Below are 9,275 nucleotides of genomic sequence, written 5' to 3' on the forward strand. Positions count from 1 at the left end.
CCCCCGCCCAGGGGGGAGGGTGGGCGGGGGCCGCGCGATCGGGGTGGGGGAGGGGCGGTGGAACGGCGGTGGCTACGAGGCGGTGATGAGCTTGCCGTCGGGGGACACGGCGTACCAGGTGCCGCCCACGCCCTGGCCGTTGATGTCGCCGGGCTTCTTGTCACCGCTGAAGGTGTAGACGGGCCAGCAGTCGACGCTCTGCTGCTTCAGGCCGTCCGGGCGGTTGAGCACCAGGTAGTTGCGGTCGGTGATCCCCTTGTCCTTGGCCTTCTCCACCGGGGGGACGACCGGCCACTTGGTCAGGCAGTCGCCCACGCACTTGGAGGTCATCGGCCACTGGGTATCCGGCTTGAACCGGTAGACGGTCATGCCCTTGCCGTCGACGATGTGGTCGCCCAGCTTGGCGTCCTTCGCCACCGACAGCGCTCCGCTCGCCTCGACGGGGGCGCCCGCCTCGGGAGCGGCACTCTTCTCGGGAGCGGCGCCCGCCTCGGGGGCGGCATCCTTCTCGGGGGCTGCACCCGCCCCGGGCGCCTCGCCCGCGCCCGGCGCCGCCTTCGCGGCCTTCTTGCCGTCGGACGCGAGCGCGAACCAGACGCCGCCGACGCCCTGGCCGTTCACGTCGCCCGCCTTGGTGTCCTTGCTGTAGCGGTAGGCGGGCCAGCCGCCCACCGTCAACTGCTTGCTGCCGTCGGTTCGCACCACCTCGCCGAGCAGCGCCGGGTCCATGCCGGCCGCGGCGGTGGCATCGCCCGCGGCGACCACCGGCCAGGTCTTCTCGCAGTCGCCGTCGCAGTTCGACTTCGGCGGCTTGGCCGTGTCCTTGTCGAAGCGGTAGAGGGTGAGCCCGGAGCTGTCGGTGAGTACCGGGCCGACCTTGTCGTTGGGGGCGACCGCGAGCTGCCCGGCCGGCTTGGCGTCCGAGGCCGCGGCGGCCCCGGCGGCGGCTCCGGCGGGGGCTCCCCCGTCGGTCTTGCCGTAGTCCTGCGCGGCGGCGGCCCCGACCGGCTTCGTGGTGTCCGCGGCCTTGTCGTCCGTCGGGCCGCAGGCCGTCGCCGCGAGGACGACGACGATCGCAGCCGCGGTCAGGGTGGTTCCGCGCTTGATGCCCATCTTGATCTCTCCCACGTGTGGTGTCCGTCGTGTCCGCCACCGTGGCGGCGTCAACTGTGCTCAGGACACGCCCCGATGGGAGAGATCTGTTCACCCTGTCCGGTGTGGGCTGTTTCACTCACCCCACGCCGAACCCGGTGCGCCGCAGAGCCGTGGCCACAGCGAGGCCGAGAACCTGGTGTCCGCTGTCGTTGGGGTGCAGTCCGTCCGCCAGGTGCTCCGGACCGAGGAGGTCCCGGCCCGGGAGCACGGCGAGCCGGTCGTCCCCGGCGGCGATCCGGTCCCGGGCGGCTCGCTCCATGGCGTCGCGCAGGGCGCCGAGGGTGGCGCCGAGCTTGTTGGGGGTGCGCTCGGCGTCGGGCCGCAGGACGGGGGAGACCAGCAGGATCGGGGTCCGCGGGTGCCCCTGGCGGACCAGTTCGAGGAAGGCGCGCGTGGTCTCGTACAGCAGCGGAGCCGAGAAGGGCACCCGGGACCAGCAGTTGGTGCCGAAGGCGAGGGTGAGGACGTCGGCGGGCAGGCCCGCGAGCTGTTCGGCGGTGGTGAGTTCACCGCGTGCGGCGCCCGCGTAGCCGAGGTTGACGGTGTCCCAGCCGAGCGCGCGGCCGGTGACGGCGGGCCAGCCGTGCGCGGGGCGGGTGGACCACCAGCCCTCGGTGATGGAGTCGCCGTGCACCACCCAACGCGGGGCGGGCGGCGCCGGGGTGAGCGGGCCGCCGATCCCGCGCAGGCCGAGGATCAGCGGGGACTGGGTCTCGGGCGGGTGGACGGTGAACGGGCCGGTGCCGCCGCCCAGGCCGATCCGTACGACGGCCTCCGCGGCCGGCTCGGTGAACACCTCGGTGACCACCCCGTGCCGGTCCCACAGCGCGAAGCCGTGCGCGAGGTCGCGCAGGGCGTCGGTGGGTCCGGGCACGGTCGCCCGGTAGCGGATCTCCACCGCCCGGGCGGTCGCGGTGGTGAATTCCAGCCGGACCCCGATGGGCAGGGTGGAGCGCTCGCCGGTGTCCCAGGGCAGCCGCATGGTGTCGGCCGGGTCGGCCCGCACCGGGCGCCCCCGGTCCAGCCAGGCGACCCCGCGCAGGAAGGGCTGCGGGTCCTGCCAGTTCGACGCCTCGTCGTCGAACTGGCTCAGCGGTCCCGCATGCCGCGCGGCTCCCGCCGGTCGTCCCGGCTCTTCGAGCCCCGCTGGTCCCGGTGGTATCACTGGTCGCCTCCGATCGTCGGGTACGGGAACTTCACACCGACCCGGCCGTCCACCACGAGCGTCTGCCCCGTCACCTACGAGGACAGCGGCGAGGCCGGGAAGTACAGGGCGGCCGCGATGTCCGCGGTCTCGGTGACCCGGCCCGGCGGGGCTTTCTCCGCGGTGCGCCGCCGCCCACCCGGTGCCCGGCAGGGCGGCGACCCGCGGGGTCCGCGCCACCCCCGGTGCCACCGCGTTCACCAGTACCCCGCACGGACCCGGTTCCACCGCCGCCGAGCGCACCAATGCCATCAGGGCGGCCCCGGCGGCCCCGGCCCGTCGATCTCGTGGCGCACGTCCGGATCCATGGCGGCACGCTGCGGCAGATCTGACGAAGTGTCAAGAAAGGGGGTTCGCGGCGGTCTGCGCAGCGATCGATCATCCACACGCAACAAACGACTGTCAGTGACAGATCCGCGCAACGATCGTGCGTCAATGTGCAAGGATGGTGCATTACGGGCGGTATCACTCAGCTCGTAGGCTCACTCGCTGTACGTGGAGTGGCGCGGATCGCCTGCTCGGCGGTCCCCCATGCGCAGGCCCCTTCTTCCGATGGGCCCTGTCCTGCTCCGGACCGTCGCGGTCGACGCCTTTCCTGACCTCCCCGATCCGCAGTGACAAGGAGTCCCCTCGTGCTCGACCACGGCCAGGCGCCACCGCTCGCTTCCGAGCCCCGCAGGCCCGCCAACCCGCTCCTCCGCCGCAAGCCGGTGGAGCAGCTGGTCGCCGAGGGCGGCCAGGGTGAGGGCGGCGCGCTCAAGCGGTCGCTCACCATGTGGCAGCTGACCATGATCAGCATCGGCGCGACCCTGGGCACCGGCATCTTCGTCGTCCTCGGCACGGCCACCCCGGTCGCCGGCCCGGCCGTCTTCATCGCGTTCATCGTCGCCGGCTTGACCGCGCTGTTCTCGGCGCTCTCCTACGCCGAGCTCGCGGGCTCCATCCCCGTCTCGGGCTCCTCGTACTCCTACGCCTACGCCACCATGGGCGAGCTCGTAGCCTGGGTCTGCGGCTGGTGCCTGGTCCTGGAGTACGGCGTCTCCGTCGCGGCCGTCGCCGTCGGCTGGGGCGAGTACCTCAACGAGCTGCTCGACGGCACCCTCGGATTCACCATCCCCGAGGGCTTCTCCGCCCCGCTGGGCGAGGGTGGCTACATCAACCTGCCCGCCCTGATCGTGGTCCTGCTCTGCATGGTCTTCCTGCTCCGCGGGGCCAAGGAGAGCGCCCGGATCAACTCGATCATGGTCGGCGTCAAGATCGTGACGATGGCGCTCTTCATCGTCATCGGCTTCATGGGCATCAAGGCCGGCAACTACACCCCGCTGGCCCCGCTCGGCATCACCGCCATCAGCACCGCCGCGTCGATGCTCTTCTTCTCGTACATCGGCTTCGACGCCGCCTCCACCGCCGGTGAGGAAGCCAAGAACCCGAAGAGGGACCTGCCCCGCGCGATCATGCTCTCGCTGCTGATCGTCACCGTGATCTACTGCCTCGTCGCCCTGGTCGCCGTCGGCGCCATGCCGTGGCAGGAGTTCGAGGGCAGCGAGGCCGCCCTGGCCCAGATCATGGAGGACGTCACCGGACACTCCTTCTGGAGCGTCATCCTCGCCGCGGGCGCCGTCGTCGCCATCGCCAGCGTCGTCTTCGCCGTCCTCTACGGCCAGACCCGCATCCTCTTCGCCATGTCCCGCGACGGCCTGATGCCCAAGGCCTTCGCCAAGGTCGACGAGAAGACCGGCACCCCGAAGGTCAACACGATCATCGTCTGCCTCTTCTGCGGACTGCTCGCCGCCTTCATCCCGCTGGGCGAGCTGGCGAATGCCACCAGCATCGGCACCCTCTTCGCCTTCGGCCTGGTCAACGTGGCCGTCGTCATCCTGCGCTACACCCGCCCCGAGATGAACCGCACCTTCCGGGTCGCGCTCTTCCCGGTCACCCCGATCCTGGGCTTCCTCTTCTGCGGCTACCTGATGATCAAGCTCCCCGGAATCACCTGGCTGGTCTTCGGTGGCTGGATGCTCGCCGGGCTCGTGATCTACTTCTTCTACGGCATGCGCCGCTCCAGCCTGGCCACTGTGGCCGCCCCGGCCGACACGGCCGCGGAGGTCGCTGAACAGAAGTGATTCACCCCCCGTGCGACTGAACGATCTCGACGAACGCATCGTGCACGCCCTCGCCGAGGATGCCCGCCGCTCCTACGCGGACATCGGCTCCGAGGTAGGGCTCTCGGCCCCCGCGGTGAAGCGGAGGGTGGACCGGCTGCGCGCCGAAGGCGCCATCACCGGCTTCACCGTCCGCGTGGACCCCGCCGCCATGGGCTGGGAGACCGAGGGCTTCATCGAGATCTACTGTCGCCACAACACCTCGCCGGACGACATCCGGCGAGGACTGGAGCGCTACCCCGAGGTGGTGTCCGCGTCGACCGTCACCGGCGACGCGGACGCCCTCGTCCAGGTCTTCGCCTCCGACATGCGCCACTTCGAGCGGGTCCTGGAGCGCATCGCGGGCGAGCCCTTCGTGGAACGCACCAAATCGGTGCTCGTCCTCTCCCCGCTGCTGCGCCGCTTCACCTCGGGCGCACCGGCGTAACCCCTCCTGGCCGGGCGGGACCGGGCCGGATCCGTTCCCCGGCCCCGCAGGTCACGCCGGCGGGGTGCGCAGCCCGAGGAACAGGGGGCTGCGGCGCAGGGCGAAGCCCATCGACTCGTAGAGCCGCACGGCTCCGGTGTTCGCCGCCGCCGCGTGCAGGAACGGGCAGTCCCCGCGCTCGCGTGCCGCCGCCGCGACCGCGCGTATCAGCCGGGCCGCCAGGCCCCGGCCCCGGTGGTCCGGGTGGGTGCACACCGCGCTGATCTCCGACCAGCCCTCCGGCCGCATCCGCTCCCCGGCCATCGCGACCAGCCGGCCCTCGTGGCGGATCCCCAGGTACGTGCCCAGTTCGACCGTCCGGTCCAGGAACGGGCCCGGCCGGGTCAGCCCCACCAGCTCCAGCATCTCCGGTACGTCACCGCGGCCCAGCGGGACCGCCTCCGGCTCGGCCCCGGCCCGTACCGCCCGGCCGTCCAGCTGTACGCCGGGGAGCGTCACCAGCGTCTCCCACCCCGGCGGCGGGGTCGGCAGCCCGGTCACCCAGACCTCCTCCCCGGGTCCGGCCAGCGCCGCCAGATCCGCCCAGGCCCGCGGGTCCTCCGGATCCGCGAGCGCCGAGAACGGAGCGGTGTCCCCGGTGTAGCGGGCCGCCAGGCCCGCCGGTGCGAACTCGGCGAACCCGCGGTGCGGCCCGGTCAGCGAGGCCCAGACCGGATTGTCGAGTACTTCACTGCCGCACAGCGTGCCGGTCTCGGGGGACATGGGCGCGGAACTCCTTCGGTGAGGCGGCGGCGCCCGGTCGCGACCGCCTTCTTGACGGCCCCGGGCGCCACCACGAGACTGCGGGGGACGGCCACGACGGACAGCGCCCGCCACCGGAAGCCTAACCAGCACCGGGGCGCGGCAGCCGAGGACAGGACGGGGGTGGGTGGCGGTGCACACGGCCCCGACGGCGGACGCGCACACGCAGGCCCGGACCCTCCGGCGCTGGTGGCTCACCCGGCGCCTGCACATCGACCTCCTGCGGGTGTGCAGCGCATTCGGCCCGCGCGGCTGACCCCCCTCAACGACGAGTGACCCGGACCGGGCGCGCGCTCCGCGCCGCCCGGAGCCCCGCCGTGTTGTCCTCCACCCCGGGAGAGTCATGTCGCACACCGTCCTGCCCCGCACCGAGCTGCCCCGTACCGGTCCGGCGTCCGCCCCGCGCGGCCGCATCGGAGCCGGCTTCTCACCCGTACCGCACCGCTACCACCTCTACCTCTGCGCCGACTGTCCCCGCTCCCTGCGGGTGACCGCCGCGCTCACCGCGCTGGGCCTCGCGGACTCGATCACCGCCACCGTCCTCGGTACGGACCCCCGCGCCGCCGAGTACACCGCACTGCGCCGGGCCTACGAAACCACCGGCCACCACTTCGACGGCGCCCTGACCGTCCCGGCCCTCGTCGACACCTGGAGCGGCCGCGTCGTCTCCGACCACACCCCCGACATCCTCGACGACCTGGGCTTCCTGGCCGCCCACCCGGCCTTCCGCAGGGACTCGTAACCGGCCCGCCCCGCGGGCGTCCGGGCAGGGTCATTGAAGGGTGCAGCAGGGGGTCGCAGAGCACCCGCGCAACGAATCGCCGCGGCAGCCGTGGAACACGCAACGAATCGATGCGCGGAGCGCAACGCTCACGGCTTGTCCGGGTCGAACGCGCGAACGTACCGTTTTATGACCCCCTCCCCGCCTGTCACAGAGGTAGCCCATGCCCCCGCTGCGCACCGCCCTCCTCCAGAGCTCCGGCGTTCTCGGCGACACCGCCCAGAACCTCAAGGCGCTCGACGAGGCGGCCGCGCGCGCCGCACAGGGCGGGGCCGGGCTCCTCGTGACCTCGGAGATGTTCCTGACCGGCTACGCGCTGGACCTCCAGGACGTCCCCGGCCTCGCCGAACCGGCCGACGGTGCCTCCGCACGGGCCATCGGCGAGATCGCCCGCCGCCACAACGTCGCCGTCCTCTACGGCTACCCGGAGAGCGCGGACGGCGTCGTCTACAACGCCGCCCAGCTGATCGGCCCCGACGGCGCGGCGCTGGCGAACTACCGCAAGACCCACCTCTTCGGCTGCTTCGAACAGGACGCCTTCACCCCCGGCGACACCCCCGTCGTCCAGGCGGACCTGAACGGCCTCCGCATCGGCATCATGATCTGCTACGACGTGGAGTTCCCCGAGAACGTCCGGGCGCACGCGCTCGCCGGCACCGACCTCCTCCTGGTGCCGACCGCGCAGATGCACCCGTTCCAGTTCGTCGCCGAACAGCTCGTCCCCGTACGGGCCTTCGAGAACCAGATGTACATCGCGTACGTCAACCGCACCGGCCCGGAAGGCGAGTTCGAGTTCGTCGGACTCAGCTGCCTGGCGAGCCCCGACGGGGTCACCCGGACCCGGGCCGGACGCGGCGAGGAGCTGGTGTTCGGCGAGGCCGATCCCGAGCTGCTGTCGGCCTCGCGCGAGAACAACCCGTACCTGCGCGACCGCCGACCCGGGCTCTACGCCTCCCTCGTCTAAGCCCTCTCTTCCCCCAGCCCTGCCGCAAGGAGACGTACCCCCATGACGTCCACGGTGCCCACCACCGCCGTCCCGCACAGCGACGGACAGCCGCCGATCACCATGTTCGGTCCGGACTTCCCGTACGCGTACGACGACTTCCTCGCCCACCCGGCGGGCCTCGGCCAGATACCGGCGACCGAGCTCGGCACCGAGGTCGCCGTCATCGGCGGCGGGCTGTCCGGGATCATCTCGGCCTACGAGCTGATGAAGATGGGCCTCAAGCCCGTCGTCTACGAGGCCGACCAGATCGGTGGCCGCCTGCGCACCGTCGGCTTCGAGGGCGCCGAGACCGAGGGCCTCACCGCCGAGATGGGCGCCATGCGCTTCCCGCCCTCCTCCACGGCCCTGCAGCACTACATCGACCTCGTCGGCCTGGTCACCGAGCCCTTCCCGAACCCGCTCGCCGAGGCCACCCCCTCGACGGTCGTCGACCTCAAGGGCGAGACGCACTACGCCGAGACGATCGCGGACCTCCCGCAGATCTACCGCGACGTCGCCGAGGCCTGGAACGCCTGCCTCGACGAGGGCGCCGACTTCTCGGACATGAACACCGCGATGCGCGAGCGGGACGTCCCGCGCATCCGCGAGATCTGGGCCAAGCTCGTCGAGAAGCTCGACGACGAGACCTTCTACGGCTTCCTCTGCAAGTCCGAGGCCTTCAAGTCCTTCCGCAAGCGCGAGATCTTCGGCCAGGTCGGCTTCGGCACAGGCGGCTGGGACACCGACTTCCCGAACTCCATCCTGGAGATCCTGCGCGTCGTCTACACCGAGGCCGACGACCACCACCGCGGCATCGTCGGCGGCTCCCAGCAGCTGCCGCTGCGCCTGTGGGAGCGCGAGCCGGAGAAGATCGTGCACTGGGCGCAGGGCACCTCGCTGTCCTCGCTGCACGACGGCACCCCGCGCCCGGCGGTCACCCGCCTGCACCGCACGGCCGGCAACCGCATCACGGTCACCGACTCCTCCGGCGACATCCGCACGTACCGCGCCGCGATCTTCACGGCCCAGTCCTGGATGCTCCTGTCGAAGATCGAGTGCGACGACACGCTGTTCCCGATCGACCACTGGACGGCGATCGAGCGCACCCACTACATGGAGTCGTCCAAGCTGTTCGTCCCCGTCGACCGGCCGTTCTGGCTGGACAAGGACGAGGAGACCGGCCGCGACGTCATGTCGATGACGCTCACGGACCGCATGACCCGCGGCACGTACCTGCTGGACAACGGCCCGGACAAGCCCGCCGTCATCTGCCTCTCGTACACCTGGTGCGACGACAGCCTCAAGTGGCTGCCGCTGTCCGCGAACGAGCGGATGGAGGTCATGCTGAAGTCCCTCGGCGAGATCTACCCGAAGGTCGACATCCGCCGCCACATCATCGGCAACCCGGTCACCGTCTCCTGGGAGGACGAGCCCTACTTCATGGGCGCGTTCAAGGCCAACCTCCCGGGCCACTACCGCTACCAGCGCCGCCTGTTCACCCACTTCATGCAGGAGCGCCTCCCCGAGGACAAGCGCGGCATCTTCCTCGCGGGCGACGACATCTCCTGGACGGCCGGCTGGGCCGAGGGCGCGGTCCAGACCGCCCTCAACGCCGTCTGGGGCGTCATGCACCACCTGGGTGGCTCCACGGACTCCACCAACCCGGGACCGGGCGACGTCTACGACGAGATCGCCCCGGTCGAACTCCCCGAGGACTGACCCCTCAGGGCATCAAGGCCACGGGCCGTCCCCGCGTGAGC

At 71.7% G+C, this 9,275-nt stretch carries 9 protein-coding genes and 1 pseudogene; 6 read left to right on the plus strand and 4 right to left on the minus strand.

Going from position 1 to position 9,275, the window contains the following annotated elements:
- Positions 1–72: 72 nt before the first annotated feature.
- The 3 genes and pseudogenes from ACWGE1_RS37760 to ACWGE1_RS37770 form a co-directional block, all read right to left on the minus strand.
- Positions 73–1,113: an SCO0930 family lipoprotein gene (locus ACWGE1_RS37760; protein WP_453424999.1), complete on the minus strand. Its 1,041-nt coding sequence runs from the start codon at positions 1,111–1,113 to the stop codon at positions 73–75.
- 118 nt (positions 1,114–1,231) lie between these two features.
- Positions 1,232–2,248, minus strand: a complete 1,017-nt coding sequence (locus ACWGE1_RS37765; RefSeq protein WP_453425000.1) for a GDSL-type esterase/lipase family protein — start codon at positions 2,246–2,248, stop codon at positions 1,232–1,234.
- A gap of 261 nt (positions 2,249–2,509) precedes the next feature.
- A pseudogene (locus tag ACWGE1_RS37770) lies at positions 2,510–2,623 on the minus strand (SDR family oxidoreductase); the annotation flags it as partial.
- Between the two features lie 368 nt (positions 2,624–2,991).
- Between ACWGE1_RS37770 and ACWGE1_RS37775 the strand changes: the two are divergent.
- Positions 2,992–4,482: an amino acid permease gene (locus ACWGE1_RS37775; protein ID WP_453424993.1), complete on the plus strand. Its 1,491-nt coding sequence runs from the start codon at positions 2,992–2,994 to the stop codon at positions 4,480–4,482.
- 10 nt (positions 4,483–4,492) lie between these two features.
- Positions 4,493–4,948 (plus strand): Lrp/AsnC family transcriptional regulator, encoded by a 456-nt coding sequence (locus ACWGE1_RS37780; protein ID WP_007262967.1) that lies wholly within the window; start codon positions 4,493–4,495, stop codon positions 4,946–4,948.
- 51 nt (positions 4,949–4,999) lie between these two features.
- On the opposite strand, the gene ACWGE1_RS37785 is transcribed toward ACWGE1_RS37780, so the two are convergent.
- Entirely contained in the window at positions 5,000–5,710 is a 711-nt protein-coding gene (locus ACWGE1_RS37785; protein WP_453424994.1) for a GNAT family N-acetyltransferase, read from the minus strand.
- Between the two features lie 166 nt (positions 5,711–5,876).
- On the opposite strand from ACWGE1_RS37785, the gene ACWGE1_RS37790 reads away from it, so the two are divergent.
- From ACWGE1_RS37790 to ACWGE1_RS37805, 4 genes are all read left to right on the plus strand, one after another.
- Positions 5,877–6,005, plus strand: coding sequence for a hypothetical protein (locus ACWGE1_RS37790; RefSeq protein ID WP_453424995.1), 129 nt, complete (start codon positions 5,877–5,879; stop codon positions 6,003–6,005).
- Positions 6,006–6,092: 87 nt separating this feature from the next.
- Positions 6,093–6,491: a hypothetical protein gene (locus tag ACWGE1_RS37795; protein WP_453424996.1), complete on the plus strand. Its 399-nt coding sequence runs from the start codon at positions 6,093–6,095 to the stop codon at positions 6,489–6,491.
- Between the two features lie 202 nt (positions 6,492–6,693).
- A complete protein-coding gene (locus ACWGE1_RS37800; RefSeq protein WP_453424997.1) occupies positions 6,694–7,494 on the plus strand; it encodes a carbon-nitrogen hydrolase family protein in 801 nt (266 codons plus the stop codon).
- Between the two features lie 42 nt (positions 7,495–7,536).
- Positions 7,537–9,234 carry a flavin monoamine oxidase family protein gene (locus tag ACWGE1_RS37805; protein WP_453424998.1) on the plus strand — a complete coding sequence of 566 codons (1,698 nt, stop codon included), beginning with the start codon at positions 7,537–7,539 and terminating at the stop codon, positions 9,232–9,234.
- Positions 9,235–9,275 lie beyond the last annotated feature (41 nt).

It is taken from the genome of Streptomyces sp. NPDC054932 (genome assembly GCF_053610205.1).

What these genes read in the sequence shown, in the direction of transcription:
- ACWGE1_RS37760 (WP_453424999.1), bottom strand. Translation starts at nt 1,113, where the DNA reads ATGGGCATCAAGCGCGGAACCACCCTGACCGCGGCTGCGATCGTCGTC.
- ACWGE1_RS37785 (WP_453424994.1), bottom strand. Translation starts at nt 5,710, where the DNA reads ATGTCCCCCGAGACCGGCACGCTGTGCGGCAGTGAAGTACTCGACAAT.
- ACWGE1_RS37795 (WP_453424996.1), top strand. Translation starts at nt 6,093, where the DNA reads ATGTCGCACACCGTCCTGCCCCGCACCGAGCTGCCCCGTACCGGTCCG.
- ACWGE1_RS37800 (WP_453424997.1), top strand. Translation starts at nt 6,694, where the DNA reads ATGCCCCCGCTGCGCACCGCCCTCCTCCAGAGCTCCGGCGTTCTCGGC.
- ACWGE1_RS37805 (WP_453424998.1), top strand. Translation starts at nt 7,537, where the DNA reads ATGACGTCCACGGTGCCCACCACCGCCGTCCCGCACAGCGACGGACAG.